At 70.2% G+C, this 22,896-nt stretch carries 18 protein-coding genes; 12 read left to right on the forward strand and 6 right to left on the reverse strand.

The window, feature by feature from the left end:
* Positions 1-24: 24 nt before the first annotated feature.
* On the reverse strand, positions 25-981 hold the full coding sequence (locus tag JI739_RS02905; protein ID WP_236589036.1) for a polyprenyl synthetase family protein: 957 nt from the start codon (positions 979-981) through the stop codon (positions 25-27).
* A 263-nt stretch (positions 982-1,244) separates the two neighbouring features.
* Between JI739_RS02905 and JI739_RS02910 the strand changes: the two genes are divergently transcribed.
* The 8 genes from JI739_RS02910 to JI739_RS02945 all read left to right on the forward strand — a co-directional run bounded on the left by JI739_RS02910 (position 1,245) and on the right by JI739_RS02945 (position 10,925).
* Positions 1,245-2,549, forward strand: coding sequence for a glycosyltransferase (locus JI739_RS02910; RefSeq protein ID WP_201682330.1), 1,305 nt, complete (start codon positions 1,245-1,247; stop codon positions 2,547-2,549).
* A complete protein-coding gene (crtY, locus tag JI739_RS02915; RefSeq protein WP_354003667.1) occupies positions 2,546-3,718 on the forward strand; it encodes a lycopene beta-cyclase CrtY in 1,173 nt (390 codons plus the stop codon). The genes JI739_RS02910 and crtY overlap by 4 nt, the downstream gene beginning before the upstream one ends.
* A complete protein-coding gene (locus JI739_RS02920) occupies positions 3,715-5,205 on the forward strand; it encodes a phytoene desaturase (RefSeq protein WP_201682332.1) in 1,491 nt (496 codons plus the stop codon). Before crtY ends, JI739_RS02920 begins: the two co-directional genes overlap by 4 nt.
* Positions 5,202-6,140, forward strand: coding sequence for a phytoene/squalene synthase family protein (locus tag JI739_RS02925; protein ID WP_201682333.1), 939 nt, complete (start codon positions 5,202-5,204; stop codon positions 6,138-6,140). Before JI739_RS02920 ends, JI739_RS02925 begins: the two co-directional genes overlap by 4 nt.
* Before the next feature lie 177 nt (positions 6,141-6,317).
* Entirely contained in the window at positions 6,318-8,750 is a 2,433-nt protein-coding gene (locus JI739_RS02930; protein WP_201682334.1) for a catalase, read from the forward strand.
* 26 nt (positions 8,751-8,776) lie between these two features.
* A complete protein-coding gene (locus JI739_RS02935; protein ID WP_201682335.1) occupies positions 8,777-9,268 on the forward strand; it encodes a hemerythrin domain-containing protein in 492 nt (163 codons plus the stop codon).
* A gap of 22 nt (positions 9,269-9,290) precedes the next feature.
* Complete coding sequence (locus JI739_RS02940; RefSeq protein ID WP_354003668.1) at positions 9,291-9,539, forward strand: hypothetical protein; 249 nt, start codon at positions 9,291-9,293, stop codon at positions 9,537-9,539.
* Between the two features lie 117 nt (positions 9,540-9,656).
* Positions 9,657-10,925 (forward strand): Hsp70 family protein, encoded by a 1,269-nt coding sequence (locus JI739_RS02945; RefSeq protein WP_236589356.1) that lies wholly within the window; start codon positions 9,657-9,659, stop codon positions 10,923-10,925.
* A gap of 31 nt (positions 10,926-10,956) precedes the next feature.
* Here JI739_RS02945 and JI739_RS02950 read toward each other — a convergent pair whose 3' ends face one another.
* From JI739_RS02950 to JI739_RS02970, 5 genes are all read right to left on the reverse strand, one after another.
* The gene (locus tag JI739_RS02950) at positions 10,957-12,180 is read right to left on the reverse strand and encodes a PQQ-dependent sugar dehydrogenase (RefSeq protein ID WP_236589037.1); all 1,224 of its coding nucleotides are present in this window, start codon (positions 12,178-12,180) and stop codon (positions 10,957-10,959) included.
* A 218-nt stretch (positions 12,181-12,398) separates the two neighbouring features.
* A complete protein-coding gene (locus JI739_RS02955) occupies positions 12,399-14,021 on the reverse strand; it encodes an SLC13 family permease (RefSeq protein ID WP_201682338.1) in 1,623 nt (540 codons plus the stop codon).
* Between the two features lie 61 nt (positions 14,022-14,082).
* Entirely contained in the window at positions 14,083-14,850 is a 768-nt protein-coding gene (locus tag JI739_RS02960) for an SDR family NAD(P)-dependent oxidoreductase (protein ID WP_201682339.1), read from the reverse strand.
* Between the two features lie 28 nt (positions 14,851-14,878).
* Positions 14,879-15,784, reverse strand: a complete 906-nt coding sequence (locus JI739_RS02965) for an SMP-30/gluconolactonase/LRE family protein (RefSeq protein ID WP_201682340.1) — start codon at positions 15,782-15,784, stop codon at positions 14,879-14,881.
* Positions 15,784-16,485, reverse strand: a complete 702-nt coding sequence (locus tag JI739_RS02970) for a GntR family transcriptional regulator (RefSeq protein ID WP_201682341.1) — start codon at positions 16,483-16,485, stop codon at positions 15,784-15,786. The genes JI739_RS02965 and JI739_RS02970 overlap by 1 nt, the downstream gene beginning before the upstream one ends.
* A 171-nt stretch (positions 16,486-16,656) precedes the next feature.
* On the opposite strand from JI739_RS02970, the gene JI739_RS02975 reads away from it, so the two are divergent.
* From JI739_RS02975 to JI739_RS02990, 4 genes are read left to right on the forward strand one after another with little or no spacing between them, the layout of a single operon-like run.
* Positions 16,657-17,493: an isocitrate lyase/PEP mutase family protein gene (locus JI739_RS02975; RefSeq protein WP_236589358.1), complete on the forward strand. Its 837-nt coding sequence runs from the start codon at positions 16,657-16,659 to the stop codon at positions 17,491-17,493.
* A 4-nt stretch (positions 17,494-17,497) separates the two neighbouring features.
* Positions 17,498-19,807 carry an acyl-CoA dehydrogenase family protein gene (locus JI739_RS02980; RefSeq protein ID WP_201682343.1) on the forward strand — a complete coding sequence of 770 codons (2,310 nt, stop codon included), beginning with the start codon at positions 17,498-17,500 and terminating at the stop codon, positions 19,805-19,807.
* Between the two features lie 29 nt (positions 19,808-19,836).
* Complete coding sequence (locus tag JI739_RS02985; protein WP_201682344.1) at positions 19,837-22,017, forward strand: acetate--CoA ligase family protein; 2,181 nt, start codon at positions 19,837-19,839, stop codon at positions 22,015-22,017.
* Positions 22,018-22,019: 2 nt separating this feature from the next.
* On the forward strand, positions 22,020-22,877 hold the full coding sequence (locus JI739_RS02990) for a TauD/TfdA dioxygenase family protein (RefSeq protein WP_201682345.1): 858 nt from the start codon (positions 22,020-22,022) through the stop codon (positions 22,875-22,877).
* The last annotated feature ends 19 nt before the right edge of the window (positions 22,878-22,896 follow it).

Consider the following 22,896-nt stretch of genomic DNA (forward strand, 5'->3'; position numbering starts at 1 on the left):
ACCAGTTTAAGGAACGAACGATTCCTAGGACGCCTCGGCAGAGGCCGTCGGAGTGACGCGTGCGACTTCGTGCAGCGGCTGGGGCGACAGCGCCACGTCGGCGAACGCGCGTTCGAGCAGGGAATCGATGGGGCCGCACGGGCCACCGAAGGCCGCGGCCAGGGCCTGGCGGCACTTGTGCAACTCGGCGTGCAGCAGGCTGCGGGCGGCTGCCGCGCCGAGCAGCTGGGTCAGCGTGTAGCGGCCCGCGTCTTCCCCGTCCGGCTTCATGTCTTCCAGGTCGTCACGCAGCTGGAAGGCCTGGCCCAGCGCGAAGGCCGCGCGCCGCAGGTCCGCAGCCACGGCGGTGGAACCCGCGGCGATGGCGCCCAGCTCCATCGCGGCCGCGAACAGCACGCCCGTCTTCTGCGCATTGGCCTCGGCAGCGGCGGCCACGGTGCGCGCCGCGCCGTCCTCGTGCAGGTCGCGCCACTGCCCGCGCACCAGCCCGGCCGGACCGATGGCGACAGACAGCACCTGCACCGCCTGGGCGAGCGCGGCCGGCGGCAGGCCGGGGGCCGCGGCGACGACGCGCATCGACTCGGTCACCAAGGCCACCGCCGCCAGCATGGCCACGTCCTGGCCGAAGCGCAGGTGCACCGTCGGCTCACCGCGCCGCTGCATCGCGTTGTCCATGGCCGGCATGTCGTCGAGCACCAGCGAGGCGCAGTGCACCAGCTCGACCGCGCAGGCCAGGTCGAGCAGGCCAGGCGAGCGGCATCCGAGCGACTCGCCGACCCGTACGGTGAGCAGCGGCCGCAGGCGCTTGCCCGGTCCGAGCACCGCAGCGTGCATGGCATTCACGACCGCGTCGTGCGCCCCCGTGGAACGCGGCAGCAGCGCGGCCAGTCGGGCTTCAATGCGCATCCGCATGGAAGCCACGCTGGTGTCCGTACCGCTCGTCTCGCGCAACGCCATGCTCATTGCGATCTCCTTGTTCATCCGCCAGAAAGCTCCTGCCCAGCCGGGGCAGGAACGGGTGCATGAGGCACCTTGGCGGCTATTTTGTCATAGACAATCGATGGCGTGGGCCGAAACCGCCACAACCGGCGATCCGTAACGTCCTCAACCGTTTCGGCCAAGCTCAAGCGTTCGCCGACTCACCTGTCGACACGATTCGCGTTGGGCAATGCAAATCGACGGTTGCCTTTGTTATATTTGTCATGGACAGATCGCCTCTTCAACGTCGCCCGACAGGAACTTTGGTGACCCATTTCGCCGTTTTTGCGCCTGCCTTCACCAGCCACGTCCGCGCCATCGAGGCGCTGGGCGGCGAGCTGATGGACCGCGGCCACCAGGTCACCTGGGTCCACATGTCCGAGGTACGGGACCTGCTGCGCGACCGGCGCACCGGCTTCGCGGCGGTGGGCATCCGCAGCCACCCGGCCGGCACGGTCGGGCGCATCGTGGAGCGCGCGGCCCGGCCTGGGGGGCCGCTCGGCATCCGGCGGGTGATTCGTGACGTCGCCGATTGCACCGACCTGCTGTGCAGGGAGGCGCCGTCCCTCCTGCGCGAACTCGGGATCGACGCCGTGCTGGCCGACCAGATGGAAGCCGCCGGCGGCGTGCTGGCGCGGGCGCTCCAGCTTCCCTTCGCCTCGATCGCCTGCGCCCTGCCCATCAACCGCGAGCCGCGCGTGCCCCTGCCGGTGATGCCCTGGGCCTGGGCCGCGGACGAGAAAGGGCTGCACCTCAACCGGCACAGCGCCGGGGTCTACGACTGGATGATGCGGCCGCATGCGCGCGTGATCGAGCAGCATGCGCGACGCCTGGGCGCCGGTGCGCTGCGCACGCTGGAAGACTGCGTGTCGCCCACCGTGCAACTCAGCCAGACCGTCGCGGCCTTCGACTTTCCGCGCAACGACGCCCCGCCCACGCTGCACCACGTCGGGCCCCTGCGCCCGGCGCACGAACCCGCTGCGGCCTGGCCGCCCGAGTTCCAGCCGAGCGGCAGGCGCCCCTTCGTGTTCGCCTCCCTGGGCACCTTGCAGGGCGGGCGTTTGCGGCTGCTGCAGCGCATCGCACAGGCCTGCCGACACGAGGGGCTCGACGTGCTCGTCGCCCACTGCGACCGGCTCGACGCGGCGCAGGCGCAAACCCTGCGGCGCGCTGGCGCCACCTGGGTCACCGGTTTCGCTCCGCAGCAGGAAGCGATCGCCCGGGCGGACCTGGTCATCACGCATGCGGGGCTCAACACCGTCATGGATTCGCTGCGCGGCGGCAAGCCGATGCTGCTGCTGCCGATCGCGTTCGACCAACCGGGGGTGGCCGCCCGCGTGGTCCACGCCGGGGCCGGCCTGCGGGTGATGCCGGCGCTTGCCAGCGTCGGCGCGCTGCGGACGGCGTTGCGGCGCCTGCTGTCGGAGCCGGCTTTCGCCCGCCAGGCACAAGCCCTGGGCGCCCACGTGCGGGCCGCTGGCGGGACCCGGCGGGCGGCGGACCTGGTCGAGGCCGCCATGCGCACCGGCGGCCCCGTGCCGGCCGAAGAAGCCGCCGAGTGCCTGCCGTGAGCCCCACCGTCGACCTCGTGCTGGCCGGAGGCGGCCTGGCCAACATCCTGCTGGCGTGGCGCCTGCGCACCCTGCGCCCGCAGCTGCGCCTGCTGGTGCTGGAGGCCGGGCCCACGCTCGGCGGCAACCACACCTGGTCCTTCCACGCGGAAGACCTCACGCCCGCGCAGCACGCCTGGATCGAACCGCTCGTGCAGTACCGCTGGCCCGGGTACCGGGTGCGTTTCCCGGCGCGGGAGCGGCAGCTGGAAGGCGGCTACTTCAGCATCACCTCGCAGCGCCTGCACGCGCAGGCGAGCGCCGTGCTGGGCGACGCCCTTCGCCTTCGCACGCCCGTGGCGCGGGTGGAGCCCACGCGCGTGCACCTGTCCGATGGCACCGTGGTGCAGGCGGCCGCGGTCGTCGACGGGCGTGGCTTCACGCCGTCGCGCTGGCTGCGCCTGGGCTGGCAGAAGTTCGTCGGCCACGAGCTTCGGCTGGCTCGGCCGCACGGCCTCGCCATGCCGGTGCTGATGGACGCCACCGTGCCGCAGGCCGGCGGCTTGCGCTTCGTCTACACGCTGCCGCTGGACGAGCACACCGTGCTGGTCGAAGACACCGCCTACGCCGACGGGTCCGCACTCGACGTGGCCGGGCTGCGCTGCGACATCGACACCTATGTCCGCTCCCAGGGCTGGACGCCGCTGCAGGTGCTGCGCGAGGAACAAGGCGTGCTGCCCATCGTGCTGTCGGGTGACGCCGGGCAACTCTGGCAACAGGCCGCCGGGGTGCCGCGCGTGGGCCTCGCCGCCGGCCTCTTCCATCCGACCACCGGCTATGCACTGCCCGACGCGGTGCGGGTGGCGGACCTGGTGTCGGCGCTGCCCGAGTTGTCCGCCGAACCGTTGTTCCAGGCGCTGCGCGGGCATGCGCTGGCGCAGTGGCGGCGCCAGGGATTCTTTCGCATGCTCAATCGCATGCTGTTCGAGGCCGCGGCGCCGCACGAGCGACGGCGCGTGATGGAACGCTTCTACGGCCTGCCCGCGCCGCTCATCGCCCGCTTCTATGCGGGTCGTCCCACCGCGATGGACAAGCTGCGCGTCCTGAGCGGCAAGCCACCCGTCGCCCTGCGTCCCGCCCTCAGGGCCGCGCTCGACCAGGCCCCCCCCGCCGCAAGGAGCCTCTCTTGAATCGACCCATCCGCACGGCAGCCGTGATCGGCGCGGGCTTCGGCGGCCTGGCGCTCGCCATCCGCCTGCAATCCGCCGGGGTGCAGACCACCGTCTTCGAAGCGCGCGACAAGCCGGGCGGCCGCGCCTACGTCTGGCACGACCAGGGCTTCACCTTCGACGCCGGTCCCACCGTCATCACCGACCCTTCGGCCCTGGAGGAGCTGTTCGCGCTCTCGGCTCGCAAGCTCGCCGACTACATCGAGCTGCTGCCGGTCACGCCCTTCTATCGCCTGTGCTGGGAAGACGGCACCGTCTTCGACTACGCCAACGACCAGGCCGCCCTCGACGCGCAGATCAGCTTGCTCAACCCCGCAGACGTGCAGGGCTACCGGCGCTTCCTGGCCTACTCGCGCGCGGTGTTCGAGGAGGGCTATCTCAAGCTCGGCAGCGTGCCCTTCCTCAACTTCCGCAGCATGGTGCAGGCCGGCCCGCAGCTGGCCCGGCTCGGCGCCTGGCGCAGCGTGTACGACGTGGTTTCGCGCTACATCCAGGACGACCACCTGCGCCAGGCCTTCTCCTTCCACTCGCTGCTGGTGGGCGGCAATCCCTTCGCCACCTCGTCGATCTATGCGCTGATCCACGCGCTGGAGCGGCAATGGGGCGTGTGGTTTCCGCGGGGCGGCACCGGTGCGCTGATCGACGCCATGGTGCGGCTTCTGCAAGACCTCGGCGGCCAGCTGCGCACCTCGGCGCCGGTGGACCGGATCGAGGTGGACAACGGCCGGGCCTGCGCCGTGCGCGTGCATGGCGAGCGGCTCGCGTTCGACCAGGTCGCCTCCAACGCCGACGTGGTGCACACCTACGAGCACCTGCTGGGCCACGTGCCGCGCGGCGCGCGCGAGGCCGGGCGGCTCAAGTCCAAGCGCTTTTCCATGTCGCTGTTCGTGGTGCACTTCGGCCTGTCCCAGCCGCGGCCGCAGCTGGTGCACCACACCGTCTGCTTCGGTCCCCGCTACAAGGACCTGATCCGCGACATCTTCAAGGGCGACCGGGTGCCCGACGACTTCTCGCTGTACCTGCATGCGCCCTGCGCCACCGACCCTTCGCTGGCACCACCGGGATGCTCCACCCACTACGTGCTGGCCCCGGTGCCGCACCTGGGCCAGGCCGATGTCGACTGGTCGGTCGAGGGCCCCCGGCTGCGCGATCGAATCCTGGACTACCTGGAGCGCCGCTACATCCCCCACCTGCGGCGCGACCTGGTCACCTGCCGCATCTTCACGCCCGCGGATTTCCGCGACCAGCTCGGCGCGCACCTGGGCTCGGCCTTCTCGCTCGAGCCGGTGCTCACGCAAAGCGCATGGTTCCGGCCGCACAACCGGGACGATGCCATCCCCAACCTCTACATCGTCGGCGCCGGCACCCATCCGGGGGCGGGCGTGCCCGGCGTGGTCGGCTCGGCCAAGGCGACGGCCGGCCTCATGCTCACGGAGGCCCTGCCATGAACACGGTCGATGCCCAGGTGCTGCAACAGGCGTCGCAGACCATCGCCAACGGCTCGCGCAGCTTCTCGCTGGCGGCGCGCCTGATGGATGCCCACACGCGCGAGAGCACCGTGCTGCTGTATGGATGGTGCCGCCATTGCGACGACCTCATCGACGGCCAGACCCTCGGCCACGAACAGCGCGAGGGGACGCGCGAGCACGCGGCCGAGCGGCTTGCGCAACTGCAGGCGCTCACCGCCGCTGCCTGCGCCGGGCGCCCTTCGGCAGACCCTGTCTTCCAGGGGCTGGCCGAGGTCGTTCGGCGGCACCGCATCCCCCCTGAATGGCTGATGGAGCACCTCGCCGGCTTCGGCATGGACGTGCACCCCACGCGCTACGACAGCTTGCCGGACGTGCTGCTGTACTGCTGGCGGGTGGCGGGCGTGGTCGGCGTGATGATGGCCCGCATCATGGGCGTCACGCAGCGAGAAACGCTCGACCGCGCCTGCGACCTGGGCCTGGCCTTCCAGCTGACCAACATCGCGCGCGACGTGCTGGAGGACGCGCAGATCGGCCGCGTCTACCTGCCCGCGGACTGGCTCGCGCACGAAGGCATCGGCACGCTGCCCGACCTGCTGGCCGACGGCAACCGGGAGCGCGTGGCGCGCGTGGCGGCCCGCCTGGTCGGCACCGCCGAGCCGTACTACCGGTCCGCCCGCGAAGGCATCGCCGACCTGCCCCTGCGCTGCGCCTGGTCGATCGCCACCGCGCGCAGCGTGTACCGGCGCATCGGCCACGAGGTGGTGAGCCGCGGCGCGCACGCCTGGGACCGGCGCGTCGCCACCGGCACCGCCGAGAAGCTGTGGTACCTGGCACGCAGCGCCGGCGTCGCGCTCGCCGTGCCGCACCTGCCGCGCCAGCCACGGGATGCGGCGCTGTTCCAGCGGCCGCTGTAGACCGCAGCCCCGCCGAACGCCGCGGCACAAGCGCGACGCATGGCGTCCGGCTGGGGAAGCCGCCGCGCGCCGCAACAACTGGTGACGGCGCCTTGGACCCCACGTCACACGGCAGCTTCCTACACGGCACCTTCACCCGGCCCCGTACCGTGCGCCGTCCGCTCCATCGACGACGCCATGCCCAAATCGACCAAGACCCCTCCCAAGCCGCCCAGCCGAGCCGCGGCGAAATCCGCCTCCCGCAATAGCGACAGCGGGCCCAGCGCCGTTGCCGGCGCCGTGTTCGACGCGCCGTCCAAGAAGATGGCGCAGGTGCAGGAGCTTTCGGCGGCCATGCCGCACAACCCGACCAAGGCATCCGAGCACGGCTTCGGCAACGGTGTCGCGCCGCGGGCCGGCGCCACCGCCGAGCCCGCGTCGCGCCTGCCCACGGCCAGCACCCTGTCCGAGGACAACGCCAACGACAAGGCCGGCACCGTCGCCGAAGAAGGCCGCAATCCGCTGGTGGATCCGCTGGACCGCGTGCGTGTCGACTCGGCCGGCCAGGTGCTCACCACCAACCAGGGCGTGCGCATCGCCGACAACCAGAACTCGCTGAAGTACGGCGTGCGCGGCCCGGTGCTGCTCGAGGACTTCATCCTGCGCGAGAAGCTCACGCATTTCGACCACGAGCGCATCCCCGAGCGCATCGTGCATGCGCGCGGCTCCGGCGCGCACGGCTTCTTCGAGTGCCATGAGCCGCTGACCGACATCACCAAGGCCGCGCCCTTCCAGGCCGCCGGCAAGATCACGCCGGTGTTCGCGCGCTTTTCCACGGTCGCCGGCGAGCGCGGCTCCAAGGACACGGCACGCGACGTGCGCGGCTTCGCCGTGAAGTTCTATACCGACGAGGGCAACTGGGACCTGGTGGGCAACAACATGCCGGTCTTCTTCATCCAGGACGCGATGAAGTTTCCCGACCTCGTGCACGCCGTGAAGCCCGAGCCGCACCACCAGATGCCGCAGGCGGCCAGCGCGCACGACACCTTCTGGGACTTCGTCTCGCTGATGCCCGAGTCCACGCACATGCTGATGTGGCAGATGAGCGACCGCGCCATCCCGCGCAGCTACGCGACCATGCAGGGCTTCGGCGTGCACACCTTCCGCCTGGTCAATGCGCAGGGCGAGTCGGTCTTCGTCAAGTTCCACTGGAACCCGGTCGCGGGCACCCATTCGCTGGTCTGGGACGAAGCCGTGAAGATCTCCGGTGCCGACCCCGACTACCACCGCCGCGACCTGTGGGAACGCATCGAGGCCGGTGCCTACCCCGAGTACGAACTGGCGCTGCAGGTCTTCACCGAGGAGCAGGCCGAGCAGTTCAGCTTCGACATCCTCGACGCCACCAAGATCGTCCCCGAGGAACTGGTGCCGCTGCGCACCGTCGGGCGCATGGTCCTCAATCGCAACCCCGACAACTTCTTCGCCGAGACCGAACAGGTGGCGTTCTGCACGGCGCACGTGGTGCCCGGCATCGACTTCAGCAACGACCCGCTGCTGGCCGGGCGCATCCACTCGTACGTGGACACGCAGATCACGCGCCTGGGCGGCCCCAACTTCCACGAGATCCCGATCAACGCGCCCATCGCCCCGGTACACAACAACCAGCGCGACGGGCTCCATCGGCAGGCCATCCCGCGCGGGCGCGTGTCGTACGAGCCGAACTCGCTGGCGGGCGGCTGCCCGTTCCAGGCCGGCGCCATGCAGCAGGGCTTCGTGTCGGTGCCCGCGCGCATCCGCGCGGAGGAAGAACAGGGCAAGGTCCGGGCCAAGCCGGAGAAGTTCGCCGACCACTACACGCAGGCCAGGCTGTTCTTCGACAGCCAGACGCCGGTGGAGCAGGACCACATCGCCAACGCGTTCCGCTTCGAGCTGTCCAAGGTCACGGTGCCGGCGGTGCGCGAGCGCATGGTGGCCGGCCTGTGCCACGTGTCCGAGTGGCTGGCCAGGAAGGTGGCGACCGGCCTGGGCATCGATCCGCTGCCAGAGCCGCTTCCCCTGGCCATGCCCGACCCGGCCAAGCCCGAAGTGGAGCGCTCGCCAGCGCTGTCGCTGCTGGCCCGCCCGGGTGACGGTTCGCTCAAAGGCCGCAAGGTGGCGCTGCTCGTGGCCCCCGGCGTGCATGGCGAATCGCTCACCGCCGTGCAGGAGGCCCTGGTGGCCGAAGGCGCGGTCGCGCGGCTGGTGGGCACCCGGATCGGCCGCATGCCCACCGTGGACGGCAACTCGCTCGACGCCGACGCGTCACTGGAAAACGAACCCGGCTTTTTGTTCGACGCGCTGGTGCTGCCGGACGGCGACGAGGGCGTGGCCGCCCTCGCCCAGGACGGCCACACCATGGAGTTCATCAAGGACCAGTTCCGCCACTGCAAGCCCATCCTGGCGATCGGCTCCTCGCACCGGCTGATGGCGATGGCCGGGCTGCCGATGGTGCTGGACAAGAGCTACGAGCAAGGTGGCACCGGCCTGGTGTTCACCGACAGTGGCAGCGCCCGCGGCGCTGCCGCAACCTTCATCGACGCCATGCGCAAGCACCGGCACTTCGGCCGCGAGATGGACCCGCCGCTGATGTGAGCCCCGGCGGACCACCAGGAGAACCCATGCCCCAACTTGCCCAGAAAGACGCGTGCGAGCTGCTCGACGCGGACCACCTCGCCGTGAAGCACCTGTTCGTGGAGTACGCGCGCCTTGCGAAAGCGATGCCTGCGGAATCCACTGCCGACCGAGAGGCGCTGGCCCGCAAGATCTGCGATGAACTCACGGTGCACACGCAGATCGAGGAAGACATCTTCTACCCCGCGCTGCGCCAGGCCGCGCCGGATGCCGGCGACGTGATCGACGAAGGCATCGAGGAACACCACGAAGCCAAGGTCCTGATCTCGCAGATCCGCGAGCTGGGCACGGCCGGCGCCGAAATGGACAAGCTCGTGGCCGAACTCGCGCGAGCGGTCGAACACCACGTCAAGGAAGAACGCGACGAGCTGTTTCCCAAGGCCAAGGCCGCGCCCGGCATGGACCTGATGTCGCTCGGCGAGCAGCTGCGCGACCGGCAGCGGGAACTGGAAGCTGCCGCGTCTTCCACGGACGCCTGATCACCGCACGAAAGGAATGAACGTGAAGCACAAGTCCTCCGATACGCACCCGCTCAGCGACCTGGCTTATGACTGGATCACGCTGATGCAAAACAAGGCCCAGGCCCTGGTCGCCTATGACCAGTACATCAAGGATGCCGAGGCGGCGAACTCGCCCGAGTGCGCGGCGTTCTTCCGCAAGGTGCACGACGCCGACAAAGCGCAGCTGGAAGAGGCCAAGCAGCACCTGGTGGCCGTGCTGCAAGGGAAGATGGGTTCTTCCAGCAAGTAGGTGGTGCGGGGCGTGCGGCAAGTGATGGCGCCCTAGAATGCGCCCCTTTTTCCAGGTGGCGCCCCGCCCCTCCTCCACGTGACCCACCCACTCGACGCCCGCCCCGCTGCGGAGCGTTTGCAAACTCGAGCTTGCGGCCGGCCCTTGCTCGGCATCGACTTCGGCACCTCCAATTCCGCGGTGGCCTTGCTCGGTGGCGATGGCGCGGCGCGCCTGCTGCCCATGGAGGGAGAGGCCGCCGTCCTGCCGACGGCGGTGTTCTTCAATGCCGAGGACCGCAGCGTGCACATCGGCCGCGACGCCGTGGCCCTCTACCTCGCCGGCGTCGAGGGGCGCCTGATGCGTTCGCTCAAGAGCCTGCTGGGTAGCTCGCTCATCGACGAGCACACCGCGGTCGGCACGGGCACGCTGCGGTATCTCGACATCCTCACGCTCTTTCTTCGCGAGCTGCTCGCCCGCTCCCGGCCACGGATCGGCGATGCAGACCCGTTGCTGGTGCTCGGCCGCCCCGTCCACTTCGTCGACGCCGACCCGGCGCGGGACCGGCAGGCGCAGGACGCGCTCGAGCAGGCGGCGCGCGCCGCGGGTTTCGGCGACATCGCCTTCGAACTCGAACCCGTGGCCGCGGCCTTCGACTACGAGCGGCGGCTGACCCGGGAGGCCATCGCGCTCGTGGTGGACGTGGGCGGCGGCACCTCGGATTTCTCCGTCCTCCGGCTGGGCCCGAAGGGCGCGATGCGCCCCGACCGCAGCGCGGACGTGCTGGCCACCGCCGGCGTGCATCTGGGCGGCACGGACTTCGACCGGCGGCTGAACCTGGCCCGCGTCATGCCGCTGCTCGGCCTGGGGCACCGCGGCCCGCAAGGCCGCGAGGTGCCGAATCCGGTCTTCCACGACCTGGCGACCTGGCACCTGATCAACTTCCTCCATGCGCCCTCGGGCCTGTCGCGCGCGCAGGCGCTGCGCTCGGCATACACGGACCCGAGCCTGCACGACCGGCTCATGACGGTGCTGCGGCAACGGCTGGGGCACCGGCTGGCCACCGAGGTGGAGCAGGCCAAGATCGCCTGCTCGGTTCACGAGGCCACGGCGCTGATGCGGCTGGACGACGTCGAAGCAGGCCTGCAAGCCGAGCTGGCGCCCGCGCAGATGCATGCGCAGCTCGACGCCCTGCTGGCCCAGGTGACGGGGTGTGCGCAGGAGTGCCTGCGGCGCGCCGGCGCGCCGGCCCTGGACGCCATCTACCTCACCGGAGGCTCGTCGGCCCTGCGCCCCCTGCAGGAGCAGCTCGCCGCCCGATTCCCAGGCGTCGCGCTGGTGGCCGGCGACCTGTTCGGTGGCGTCGCGGCGGGGCTCGCCTACTCGGCGGGGCAGCGGTACGCGTGACGCTGGTCCTTGCCGGGGCTCGGACCGGGACTCAGTTCGGAACGACCCGCCAGATTTCTCCGTCGTCGTTGGCGGTGTAGAGGTATCCATCGGGGCCCTGCACCAGGGCCCGGGTGCGGGTCGACGGCAGATCGACCGTCGCATCGTCGATCGCCATGCCGCGCGGATCGAGGGTGAGCACCACGATCCGCTGACCGCGCATCAGGCTCACCAGCATGCGGCCGTTCCAGCCCTTCCACGGATCGCCGCTCAGGAACTGCGCCGCACTCATTCCACGCCCGCTGCCGTTATTGACCCAGCTCGGGGGCATCGCCTGGGGAAAGCGCTGGGTGTCGGTCATCGGCATGGTGGTGGGACTGCCCGCGTAGCCGCAGTAGTCGTCGGGGCAACGCAGTCCCGGCCGCTTCTGCGGATCCCATCCCGCGTTTCCACCGGCGACCAGCGCGGTGACTTCGTCGCTGTGGTTCGGGCCGTGCTCGGCGGTGAACGGCTGGCCCGCGTTGGGCTGGCCCGCCGGCCTGAAGGTGATGCCCTGCACGTTGCGGTGGCCATAGGTGAAGATGCGCGGATCGCCCCCGGCCGGCGTGCTGTTGCCCGGGGCGGCCTTGCCGTCGCGGTCCACGCGCAGCACCTTGCCTCCGAGTCGCTTGAGGTCCTGCGGCAGCGTGGCGTTGTGGTTGTCGCCGCTCGCGACGTACAGGAACCCATCCGGCCCGAAGCGGATTCGGCCTCCGCTGTGGGCGCCCGCCGCTCCGACCGCATTGGCTTCCTGCTTGTAGGCGATGTCGTCGATGATGTCGGTGCGTTGGTCCACGCCCGTGGCGTCGGCGTTGAGTGCCAGGCGAACGACCCGGTTGGTGGCCGGCGTGCGCATGCGCGAAGCCATGAACACATAGATGTAGCGCGTGCCCTTGGCGAAGTCCGGGTCCACCGCGACGCCGTGCACGCCGCTCTGCCCCTGGCAAAACAGATCCGGCGCGACGAGGGCCGAACCGCTGGTGCCGAACAGCCGCACCGTCTTGCCATCGGGAAGGCGTGCCGACAGGCCGCGGCACTTTTCGGTGAACAGCATCACCCCATCGGGCGTGAAGGCGATGTCCCACGGCTCCTGCAAACCCGACATGACGACCGTGCGGTTCAGCTTGGGCGTCTCGGCCGATGGGGCGGCCGCCGACGCCGGCAGTACGGTGGCGGCAAGCCCGACAAGGGCGCTGGCCAGGACACCGGACGGGGTACGCAGGGGAAAGCTGGACATGAGGTCTTGATCCATTGAGGTGTCACCGCGGACGATGCGGCGATCGGCGTCGTGGGCGCTGCGTGCCTGCCCCTCGTGCACGCGAGTCGCAGGCACCGGCTGGTGAGGCCCAGGCCTTGTGGATGATGTCGCAAACCGCGACCTGGTTCCGCCATCCGCCGTGTCGGTCGCGCGAGTCCGTTGCTGTCGGAGCCGGACTACGCACCGGCCGCACGAGGTCAGCCGATGACCAGGCCCAGCGCCAGCGGCCCCAGCAGCAGCGTGAAGATCGTGATCAGCACCACGCCCACCACATTGAGCAGCGCCCCGCCGCGCGCCATCTCGGCGATGCTCACCGCGCCGGTGCCGAACACGATCGCATTGGGCGGCGTGCCCACCGGCAGCATGAAGGCACAGGTGGCGGCCAGCGCGGACGGGATCAGCAGCGTCATCGGGTCGATGCCGATGCCCAGCGCCACGCCGCCCAGGATCGGGATGAAAGTGGCGGCCGTCGCCGTGTTGCTGGTGATCTCGGTGAGAAAGAGCACGATGGCCGTCACGGCGGCGATCAGCGCCACCATCGGCAACACGCCGAGCCCGGCGACCTGCTGGCCGAACCAGGTGTCCAGGCCGCTGGCGGCCACCGAAGCCGCCAGCGACAGCCCGCCGCCGAACAGCAGCAGCACGCCCCAGGGCAGTCCGGCTTCGGCGTCCTTCCAGTCGAGCACCGCACGCCCGGGCGTTCCGCCCGGCAGCATGAACAGCAGCACGCCGGCAGCCAGCGCCACCACGGTGTCGTTGAACAGGTCCAGCCAGGGCCAGCGCTGCCCCAGGTCGCCGAAGGTGGACAGCAGGCTCGGCACGATCCAGCAGAACGCGGCCAGCAGGAAGACGAGCCGCACGCTCTTCTCGCCACGGCTCATGGGGCCGAGTTGGTCGATCTCGCCCTCGATCATCTGCTCGCCGCCCGGCACTTCGTCGAGGTGGAAGCGGAACATCACGCGCGTGATCAGCAGCCAGGCGATGGCGACGAAGGTGATCGCGAGCGGCACGCCCAGCAGCATCCACTGCGCGAAGCCGACCTGCTGGCCCAGCTCCTTGCTGATGTAGCCGGCGACGATCGCGTTGGGCGGGCTGCCGAGCAGCGTGCCCAGGCCGCCGATCGAGGCCGACCAGGCGATCGCCAGCACCAGCCCGACGCCGAAGACCCGCACGTCCCTGTCGCGGATCAGGTCGCTCACCTTGTGCCCCGCGGCCAGGCCGGCGCGCACCTCGCTCGCCCTGCCCCTGGACCGGTCGCTGCTCTCGGCCACCAGGGCCAGCACGCTCATCGCGATGGGCAACATCATCAAGGTGGTGGCGGTGTTGGACACCCACATCGAGAGGAAGGCCGTGGAGATCATCATGCCCAGGATGATCCGGCGCGGATGCGTGCCGACCGCTCGCAGGGTCAGCAGCGCGATGCGCCGATGCAGGTTGACCTTCTGCATGGCGATGGCGAGCAGGAAGCCACCCAGGAACAGGAAGACGATCGGGTTGGCATAGGGCGCGGTCGCCTGCGCCACCGTGCGGTCCGTCATGAGCGGAAAGAGAACGATCGGCAGCAGGGAAGTCACCGGCAGCGGAACCGCCTCGGTCATCCACCAGACCGCCATCAAGGTGGCGACCGCCGCCACGACACGGGCGTCGGCGGACAGCTCCGACGCGCCCAGCAGGGCATGCACCAGCAGGGCGGCACCGACGCCCAGCACCCGCGGCAGCCAGGCTCGCAGGCCCGACCGAGGTGGCACCTGGCCCGGCGGGCGGTCGAACTCGCCCTGCTCTCGGACGATGGCATCGGGTGGCTTGCTCGTCGAATTCATGGCTGGCCTGGGCGTTGTGGCGTGCGTCGCACCTGGCACGGATGGCAAGCGCGTGGGTACTCTAAACCTGCCAGGCTCCGTCGGCATCCAGGATCTGGCCCGAAATGTAGCTGCTGAGCGGCGAAGCCAGGAACACCACCGCGTCGGCCACTTCACGCGGCTGGCCGAAGCGACCCAGGGGGATGTCTTGCTTCATCTTCCGGATGGTTTCCTCGCCCACCTGCTCGAGGACCCGCGTGCCGCCGCCGGCTTCGATCATGTGCGGGCCCACGCAATTGGCGCGCATGCCGTAACGGCCCTCTTCCTTCGCGGCCGCCAACGTCATCATCTCGACGGCCGCCTTGGGGACGGCCGACAGGACGTCTCGTCGCGGGTAGCGCTTGGTCGCCGAAGTGGTCACGGTCACGAAGCTGCCGCCCCCGCGCAGCAACGGAATGGCGCACTGCAGGACGTTGAACAGGCCCATCACGTTGACCTGCAGCGCCCGCTCCATCTGCGACGCCTCGACCCGGCTGAACCACTGCTGCGGGATCTCGAGGGACGTGGTGTAGACCACGGCATGGATCTTTCCGAACCGGCGCGTGAAGCCGTCGAAGGCCGCCTGCACCGATGTGGGGTCGGTGACCTCCAGGGCCGAGCAAGCGGACTCGCGTGCCTTGCCTGCGATCGTCTGCTCGAGTTGCCGTGCCACCTCCGCTTGGCTCCGGTAGGTGAAGGCGACGTTCGAGCCGGCTTCGGCGAGCCTTTCGCAAATGACCTGCCCGATACCGCCGGTTCCACCGACGACCACCGCGGCGCCACCCTCTGGAAATTCGAACGACAGGCCCACTGTGAAACTCCTCGAGGATGCGCCCTGGCTAAGGTCGTAGCGCCCGGCCGGCCACGGGCACGCGGGCACGGAGGATCGAGCCGGAATGCGACTCCACGATGAACAACTCGCGCCGGTCGCTGCCGCCGTAGGCCAGGTTGGTCGGGAATTCGCCCGCCGGGGTGCGCACGAACAGCGCGGGCACGCCGCGGCGATCGAAGATCCAGGCGCCACCCATGCCGGGATGCGCCACCGCCAGCCCGTCCTGTTCGTCCACGGCCATGCCATCCGGCCCGGTCCCGCCGGACATCTGGATGAAGACACCGACCTTGGACAAGGTGCCATCGGGCATCAGCGGCGCGCGCCAGATGCAGTTGCCGCGAGTCACCGCCAGCAGCAGATGGGTCTGGGCCCCGTTCAGGCAGATGCCGTTGGGACTCGGCACCTTGTCGAGCAGCAACTGCAGCTGGCCTGCCGTCGTGTAGCGATACACGCGCCCGGTCGGGTCGTGCATGCCGGTCTGGCCCTGGTCCGTGAAGTACAGGTCGCCGTTGTCCGCGAAGTGCAGGTCGTTGACGCCTTTGAAGGTCTCGGTATGGCGCCGGCCGATCACCTCTTCCATGCGTCCGGCCTGGACGTCCAGCGCCATCACGCCGTTCTTGTAGTCCGCCACGAACAGGCGGCCGTCGGGGTGGAACTTGAGTCCGTTCGGCTCCCCGTCGTACTCGCAGACCAGCTCGAACTCGCCCCGTGCGTCGATACGGAAGATGCGGCCGTAGGGGATGTCGGTGACGTACAGGCGCCCTTCCCGGTCGAACACCGGGCCTTCCAGGAAGCAAGGCGTCTCGCGTCCGCCGTTGTTGACATCGCCCCAGGCGCAGCGCGAACGCTTGCGCAAGGCATCGGGCAGGCGCGCGTGCAACTCGGCATCGATCTGGGGTGGCGGGGCGTACATCAGAACAGGAAATTCTTGTAGCGCTCGACAAACGCGCGCTGGCTGCGGATGTTGGCACGACGCAGGCGTTCGGCCTCTTGCGCATCGCCGCGGCGCATGGCCTGCACCACGAGCAGCAACTCCTGCCGGCCCTGCTGGATGCGGCCCGGCAGCATCGTGGTGCGGTCCACGATGGTCCGGGTGCGGTCGCGCAGCATGCTCAGCATCTCTTCCAGCACCTTGTTGTCGGCCGCCACCGTGAGATCGGACCGGAACTTCTCCATCTCCTCGAGGTAAGGCTCGATGTCGCCGGCCTCGGCATACCGCGCCATCGGACCTTCGAACAGGTCGACCAGGTACTGCCACGATTCGGCGGGCCGGTTCTCGGTGGCCAGCCGGGCGCACAGGCCTTCGAGGTTCTCGCGCAGCTGGAGGATCTCGAAGACGCCCTTCAGGTCCAGCTTGGCCACGATCGCGCCGCGGTTTTTCTCGCGCTGCACCAGGCCGCGCTGCTGCAACGCGAGCAGCGCATCCCGCACGCGCGGCCGGGAGACGCCGAAATCCTCCGCCAGGCTCTGCTCCTGCAACCGTGTGCCGGGCTTGAGCTCGCCGCTGCAGATGCGGCGCCGCAGGCCTTCGATGACCTTCTGGGGCGCCCCTTCGTGCTCGTCCGGGATCGTGCCGCTCGCGGGAACCTGAGCGGCGGCGGGTGTGTTCAGCATCGGCGGTGGCGGCGCATCACGGCGCCAAGAGTTGAAGACACCACAGACTACCAGACTGTCAAATAGATTGTTGACAATCCTGTAGATCGGTCCCTAACATGGGTTCGACCCAGTCAAAAGGAGACGGCCATCGTCACGACCTCCGAGCGGCGCCGCGCCTTCGCTGCCGCGCTGAACCGCCACCAACGCATCGTGATCGCGCCTGGCACGGGGGATGCGCTTGGGGCGCGCCTTGTCGAGCAGGCGGGGTTCGAGGCGGTGTACGTCTCCGGCTATGCCGTCGAAGGCAGCTGCGGCAATCCCGACACCGGCGTGATGGACGGGAGCGAGATGGCGCAGCGCATCGAGCAGATCGCAGCGGCCACCACGCTGCCGGTGATCGCCGATGCCGACACCGGCTACGGCGACGCCCTGGCCGTGATGCGAACCGTCCGCCGGCTGGAACGGGCTGGCATCGCCGCCCTGCAACTGGAAGACCAGGAACTGCCCAAGCGCTGCGGCTCCATGCCGGAAAAGATCATCGTTCCGACCGCCGCCATGGTGGGAAAGATCAAGGCGGCGGTGGACACCCGCGAAGACCCCAACCTGCAGATCATTGCCCGCACCGATGTGCTCCAGTCCGAAGGGCTGGAAGCCGCGCTCGAGCGGCTGTCCGCGTACCGCGAAGCAGGCGCCGATCTGCTGATGTGCCTGGGCCCCTACGACAAGGGCGTCGCGCGCGACATCTGCCGCCGAACGCCCGGGCCGCTGGCCTACCTGAACGCCGAGAGCCTGACCATGCCCATGATCGCCCCGGCGGAACTGCGGGAGATGGGCGTGCCGCTGGTGATCTACCCCACGACCCTGGTGCTCGCGGCGGCTCGCGCGATGCAGCAGGTGCTGGCCGTGATCCGGGACAGCGGCAACACCGAGCCGCTGATGGGCGACCGCCTGGTGCCGCCTGCAGCGTTCAACGACATCGTCGGCCTGCCGGCCGCGCGTGCCGCCCAGGCGCGTTACGCGGGTTGATGGGATGGACGACCACCGCGAACTGCTCAAGGACAGCGTGCGTGCCTTCATGGCCGGCCAGGGCGGCCGCGCGCGGGCCCGCGCGCTGCGTGATGCCGCGTCGCAGGGTTCGCCGGGCGAGCATGACCGGGCCCACTGGCGCCAGCTGGGCGAGCTCGGCTGCCTGGGCGCGCTCGCCCCGCAGGCGCAGGGCGGGCTGGAACTCGACGTGGGCGACGTGGCGGGCATGGTGCAGGAGATGGGCCGCGCCCTGGCACCCGAGCCTTTCGTGCAGGCCGCGGTGGGCGCGGTCGGACTGTTGTCGCTGGTGGCGCACTCCCCGCTCGCGGACACCTTGCTGCCGCGGATCATCCAGGGGCGCCTCATCCCCCAGCTGGCCTGGACCGGGCCGGGCCAGGCGGAGCCCGCCCCCGGATCCGCCCGCCTGGTGCCGGCCGACGGGCACGCCCTGCTCCAGGGCCTGCGGCATGAGGTGCTGCCTGGCCAGGGCGATGGATGGCTCGTGCTGGCGCAATCGGGCGGCGCCCCGGTGCTGTGCTGGGTGCCGGCGGGCACCGCCGGCGTGACAGCCGTCGTTCATGAGCGAGTGGACGGAACCACCCATGCCGAAGTGCGTTTCGACCGCGTACGGATCGAGCCCAGGCAGCAGGCCAGCGGCCCCTTGCTGAACGAACACACGATCACCCGCGTGGCCGACAACTGCCGGCTCTGCACGGCGGCCGAACTGCTGGGCGCGGCGGAACCCGCGCTGCAGGCCACCCTGCACTATCTGCGCACGCGCAAGCAGTTCGGCCGGCCCATCGGCAGCTTCCAGGCGCTGCAGCACCGCGCGGTCGATCTCTATGCGCAGCAGCGGCTCGCGCAGGCGGCCATCGATTCCGCGACCTCGGCCGCGCGCGCAGGCGAGGCCTGGTCGATCGCGTGCAGCCGGGCCAAGGCCCGCGCGACGCGCGCGGCGCTGGCGATCTGCAGGGAGGCCGTCCAGATGCACGGCGCGATGGGCTTCGCCGACGAATGCGAGGCCGGCCTGCATCTGAAGCGCGCACTGGGCCTGGCGGCGTGGCTCGGCAACGAGCCGGCGCAACGTGCCCGGGTGGCCGGGCTGCTGTCACGCCGCGGCGAGATGGCAGGCGACGAACCGGCCGCGATCCGCACCACCACGCGCATGGACTGGAAGGCCCTGGACGACGAGGAGTTCCGGCTGCGCGTGCGTGACGTGTTCGAGCGCGAGTACCCCGAGGAGCTGCGCAATCCGCCGCGGCGCCTGCGCTGGCACGAATGCCGCCGCTTCTACCAGCGCCTGGGCGAGCTCGGGCTTCTGGCGATCGCGTGGCCACAGGCCTTCGGCGGCGCCGCACTCCCGCCGGGGAAGCAACTCATCTTCATGCAGGAGCAGGACCGCTGGGGCGTGGCGAGAGCGCCTGACATGGGCATCACCATGGTGGGCCCGGGCCTCATCCGCTACGGCACCCCCGCGCAGCGGGACCGCTACCTGCCCGCGATCCTGCGCTTCGAGCACATGTGGTGCCAGGGATTCTCCGAGCCGGATGCCGGCTCCGACCTGGCCAGCCTGCGCACCCGCGCCGTCCGCGACGGCGGCGACTACGTGATCGACGGGGCGAAGATCTGGACGACCTTCGCGCAAGACGCGACGCACATGTTCATGCTCGCGCGGACCGACCCGACCGCGAAGAAGCAGGCGGGCATCAGCATGCTGCTGATCGACCTGGCCACCCCCGGCATCACGATCCGCCCCATTCGCGACATCGCCGGCAACGACGAGTTCTGCGAGGTGCGGTTCGACGGCGTGCGGGTTCCGCTCGATGCCTTGCTGGGACAGGAGAACGACGGCTGGACGGTTGCCAAGTCGATCCTTGCCAGCGAGCGCATCTACCTGGGCAACCCGCGCCAGTCGCAGAACGCGCTCAAGCGCCTGGACGCCGCCGCGGCATCGCTGGGCCTGCGGGCCGATCCCGTCTTCATGGACCGCCTCACCGACTTGCGGCTCGACGTCTGGGATCTCGTTTCGCTCTTCGAGAGCTTCGCCGCGCAGGTGCAGCGCGGCGAACCCCTGGGCCCGGACGTCTCGATCCTGAAGCTGATCGGAAGCGAGACCTACCAGCGCCTGGCGCAACTCGGGATCGAAGCCCTCGGCGCCGACGGTGCCCGTACCGGCGCCGTCCGCCTGGGCGAGGCAAGCGACGACCTGATGTCGCTCTTCATGAACTCACGCCCCGCCACCATCTACGGCGGCAGCAGCGAAGTGCAGCGGAACGTGCTGGCCAAGCACGTCCTGGCGCTGCCGGACGCCTGAGGCGTGCCCCCACCCTGGCGATGCACCGCATGACATCCACTGCCCCCGCACCTGGCCCCGCGTCGCAGGTCGACGGACTCTCGCGGCTGCTGCAGCCCCGCTCCATCGCCATCGTCGGCGCGTCCGCCGACGAGCGCACCATCAACGGACAGGTCCTGGCCAACCTGCAGCGGCGCGGCTTCAAGGGGGATCTCTACCCGGTCAACCCCAAGTACCAGGCGGTGGGCGGGCTCGAGTGCTTCGAAGCGATCGACCGGATACCGGGCACGCCGGACCTGGCCATCGTGCTCCTGGGTGCCGCGCACGCCGTGCAAGCGGTGGCGCAATGCGGCCGCCACCACATTCCGTTCGCCTGCGTGATCGGCGCCGGCTTCGCGGAGCTGGGTGGCGAAGGCGAGCGGCTGCAGGCCGAGCTGGTGGCCGTGGCGCGGCAACACGGCATCCGGCTGGTGGGGCCCAACTGCATCGGGCTCATGAACGTGCCCGATGACGTGTTCGCCGGCTTCGGCCCGATCTTTGGCATGGCCGACTTGAAGGCGGGCACCCTGAGCCTGGCCACGCAGAGCGGCGGCTTCGGGTTCGGCGTCGTGAACATGGCCGACGAGATGGGCATCGGCTTCCGCTACGCCGTCAGTACGGGCAACGAGGCGGACCTGACCAGCCTGGACTTCTTCGATGCGTTCATCGACGACCCGGGCACGCGCGTGCTCGCCGGGTATTTCGAGGGCATCCGGGACGCGCACCGCCTGCCCGACGTCGCCCGGCGTGCGCTGGCCGCGCGCAAGCCCGTGATCGTCTGGAAGGTGGGCGACACGCCCGAAGGCGAACGGGCCGCGGCCTCGCACACCGGAAACCTCGGCGGCGCCGCGGCGCTGTATCGCGCCGCCTTCGACCAGTTCGGCTGGATTGCCATCGACGACGTGCACGAGTTGGTCGACTGCGCGCGGGCATTCGCGAGCGGCAAGCTGCCGGTCGACCCGAACGTCGGCATCGTCACCGTGTCGGGCGGGGCCGGCGTGTTGCTGGCGGACCGATGTGCCGTGCAGGGCCTTCGGGTGCCGGCGCTGGCGCAGGCCACGCGCGATCGGCTGGGTGCCGTGCTGCCCGCCTACGCGTCGACGCAGAACCCCGTGGACATCACCGCCACGGTCCTCAACGACCCCAGCCTGTTGCGCAAGGCGCTGGAGATCATCCTGGAGGACGGTGGCGTGGGAAGCCTCATCGTCGTCGCCTCGTCCGTCGAGGGGCCGATGGCCGAATCGATCGCGTCCGAACTGGTGGCCCTGGACGCCGTGACCCGCAAGCCGATCTACGTGTCCTGGAATGCGCGCGAAACTCGCGTGGGCGGGGCCTACCGGATGCTGCACGCGGCGAACGTCCCCCTGTACCGCACCCCGTCGAGATGCTGCTACGCACTCGCCGCCGCCCATCGGTTCTCGCAGGCGCTGGTCCGGCATTCGCGCGACGCCGCCGCCGGCTCCGCGGGGCCGGTGGCCGCCGGTCGTGGGTCGCTGCCGCCGGTCGGCAACGAGTACGAAGCCAAGCAGTTCCTTGCGGCGCACGGTCTCGCCACCACCGCCGAAGCGCTTGCCCGTACCGAGCAGGAGGCGGTCGCGGCCGCCCGACGCATCGGCTACCCGGTGGCGCTGAAGATCCAGTCGCCCGACATCGCGCACAAGACCGAGGCCGGCGGCGTGCGCCTGCACCTGTCGGACGCCGCCGCAGTGGCCGCCGCTTTCCACGAGGTGCTCGACAGCGCGCGGGCGTACGCGCCCGCTGCCCGGCTGAGCGGGGTGCTCGTGCAGGAGATGGTGGACGGCGGGGTCGAGACCATCCTGGGGGTGGTGAACGACGAGCGCTTCGGCCCCGCCGTGATGTTCGGGCTTGGCGGCATTCATGCGGAGCTGCTGCAGGACGTGGTGTTCCGGTTCGCGCCGATCTCGATCGAGGCAGCCCGCGAGATGGTCGCATCCATCCGGGGCCACGCGGTGCTCACCGGCGCCCGGGGCTGCCCGGTCACCGACGTCGAGGCGCTGGCCCGCGCCATCGTCTGCGTCTCAGGCCTCATCGAGTCGGTGGGCGACGACGTCGCTGAAATCGACATCAACCCGCTGGTCGTGCTCCCCCACGGGCGTGGGGTGCGCGTGGTCGACGCTCTGGTCGTGCCGAAGCGGCCCACGAGCGGTCCATCCGGTCCGGCCCCGGAGTGAGCATGCGAGTCCGCCTCCTCGCCAGCGCTCTGGGCGCGGAAATTCAGGGGATCGATCTGTCGCAGCCCCTGCCCGCCTCGACCGTGGAGGAGCTCCAGTCGGCCTGGAGCCAGCACCTCGTGCTGCTGTTCCGCGGACAGCGGCTCTCGCCCGAGCAGTTGATCCGCTTCAGCGCCTGCTTCGGTCCGCTGGAGCGGCACGACAACTACCTGGGCGAGTTGCGCTACGCCGAGTACCCCGAACTGCTGCGCGTGAAGACCACGGTGGTGGCCGGACGGCGCGTGACGTTCGGACAGCAATGGCACTCGGACCTGTCGTACACGTTGCGCCCGGCCCTGGGCTCCGTGCTGCACTGCCTGGCCATCCCCGATGTCGGTGGCGACACCTTGTTCGCGAACATGATTGCCGCCTACGACGCGCTGTCGCCCACCATGCAGCGGATCGTCGAGGACCTGGAGTGCGTGCACGACTACAGCTTCGGCAAGGCGCACCGCGACGGCTCGCCCGAGCACCTGGCGGCGGCGCGCCAGCGCAACCCGCCGGTGATCCAGAAGGTCGTCCGTGCGCATCCCGGGACCGGGCGCAAGGCGATTTTCGTCAACGAATGGGCCAGCTCACGCATCGTCGGCATGACGAACGAGGAAGGGCGCGGGCTGATCGACTTCCTCTGCCGCCACTCCACGCGCGAGGAGTTCACCTTCCGGCAGACCTGGCGCGTGGGCGACGTGCTGATGTGGGACAACCGGGCGACCGTCCACATGGCACTGGCCGACTACCCGGATGACGCCATCCGCGAAATGATGCGCACGTCCATCAGCGGCGAGCCCTTCGGCCGCCCCCTCGTGGCCGCAGCGGCCTGAACCGTTTCAGCAGGGACTT

This window comes from Ramlibacter aurantiacus, from assembly GCF_016722895.1.
Lineage (GTDB): Bacteria > Pseudomonadota > Gammaproteobacteria > Burkholderiales > Burkholderiaceae_C > Ramlibacter > Ramlibacter aurantiacus.

Excerpts from the sequence above, each read along its gene's own strand:
- JI739_RS02905 (WP_236589036.1), bottom strand. The coding sequence starts at position 981 with ATGAACAAGGAGATCGCAATGAGCATGGCGTTGCGCGAGACGAGCGGT.
- JI739_RS02925 (WP_201682333.1), top strand. The coding sequence starts at position 5,202 with ATGAACACGGTCGATGCCCAGGTGCTGCAACAGGCGTCGCAGACCATC.
- JI739_RS02930 (WP_201682334.1), top strand. The coding sequence starts at position 6,318 with ATGCCCAAATCGACCAAGACCCCTCCCAAGCCGCCCAGCCGAGCCGCG.
- JI739_RS02935 (WP_201682335.1), top strand. The coding sequence starts at position 8,777 with ATGCCCCAACTTGCCCAGAAAGACGCGTGCGAGCTGCTCGACGCGGAC.
- JI739_RS02950 (WP_236589037.1), bottom strand. The coding sequence starts at position 12,180 with ATGTCCAGCTTTCCCCTGCGTACCCCGTCCGGTGTCCTGGCCAGCGCC.
- JI739_RS02955 (WP_201682338.1), bottom strand. The coding sequence starts at position 14,021 with ATGAATTCGACGAGCAAGCCACCCGATGCCATCGTCCGAGAGCAGGGC.
- JI739_RS02965 (WP_201682340.1), bottom strand. The coding sequence starts at position 15,784 with ATGTACGCCCCGCCACCCCAGATCGATGCCGAGTTGCACGCGCGCCTG.
- JI739_RS02970 (WP_201682341.1), bottom strand. The coding sequence starts at position 16,485 with ATGCTGAACACACCCGCCGCCGCTCAGGTTCCCGCGAGCGGCACGATC.
- JI739_RS02980 (WP_201682343.1), top strand. The coding sequence starts at position 17,498 with ATGGACGACCACCGCGAACTGCTCAAGGACAGCGTGCGTGCCTTCATG.
- JI739_RS02985 (WP_201682344.1), top strand. The coding sequence starts at position 19,837 with ATGACATCCACTGCCCCCGCACCTGGCCCCGCGTCGCAGGTCGACGGA.
- JI739_RS02990 (WP_201682345.1), top strand. The coding sequence starts at position 22,020 with ATGCGAGTCCGCCTCCTCGCCAGCGCTCTGGGCGCGGAAATTCAGGGG.